At 60.1% G+C, this 602-nt stretch carries 2 protein-coding genes; both read right to left on the reverse strand.

Annotated elements, in window-relative coordinates:
* Positions 1–93 precede the first annotated feature (93 nt).
* Positions 94–207: a 50S ribosomal protein L36 gene (gene rpmJ / locus AB0C16_RS40270; RefSeq protein ID WP_003956441.1), complete on the reverse strand. Its 114-nt coding sequence runs from the start codon at positions 205–207 to the stop codon at positions 94–96.
* A 59-nt stretch (positions 208–266) separates the two neighbouring features.
* Positions 267–488 (reverse strand): translation initiation factor IF-1, encoded by a 222-nt coding sequence (gene infA, locus AB0C16_RS40275; RefSeq protein ID WP_003956442.1) that lies wholly within the window; start codon positions 486–488, stop codon positions 267–269.
* Positions 489–602 lie beyond the last annotated feature (114 nt).

Here is a 602-nt window from a genome sequence, read left to right on the forward strand (position 1 = left end):
TTCTCAATGAACGCCCAGGTCCGGGATCTGCGTATGAACATGTACTACTTGCGTCGCGCGAAGTTCTGCGGATGCAGAGGGTGCGGTCGTGCGTCAGCCCTGGCGCTGCTTGTGGCGCAGGTTGTCGCAGATGACCATGACCCGACCGTGACGGCGGATCACCTTGCACTTGTCGCAGATCTTCTTGACGCTCGGCTTGACCTTCATGGGATGTCAGGTTCTCCGGGTCAGTGCCATCACCCGCCGAAACGGGGTGCCGGCAAGATCTACTTGTAGCGGTAGACGATCCGGCCACGCGTCAGGTCGTACGGAGAGAGCTCCACCACAACCCGGTCATCGGGGAGGATACGGATGTAGTGCATCCGCATCTTGCCGCTGATGTGCGCCAGGACCTTGTGACCGTTCTGGAGCTCCACCTTGAACATGGCGTTCGGGAGGGACTCGATCACGGTGCCCTCGATCTCGATGGCACCTTGCTTCTTGGCCACGCTTCGCCCTTCGAATCGGCTACCTTGATCGACTCTCTTCCAGCCGCTCCACCTAGCTACAGGCATACGGATGCACGAGAGCCGACGCGTTAGTCTACGTCAGGGCCCGGGAAA

It is taken from the genome of Nonomuraea sp. NPDC048916, from assembly GCF_040649575.1.
Taxonomy (GTDB): domain Bacteria; phylum Actinomycetota; class Actinomycetes; order Streptosporangiales; family Streptosporangiaceae; genus Nonomuraea.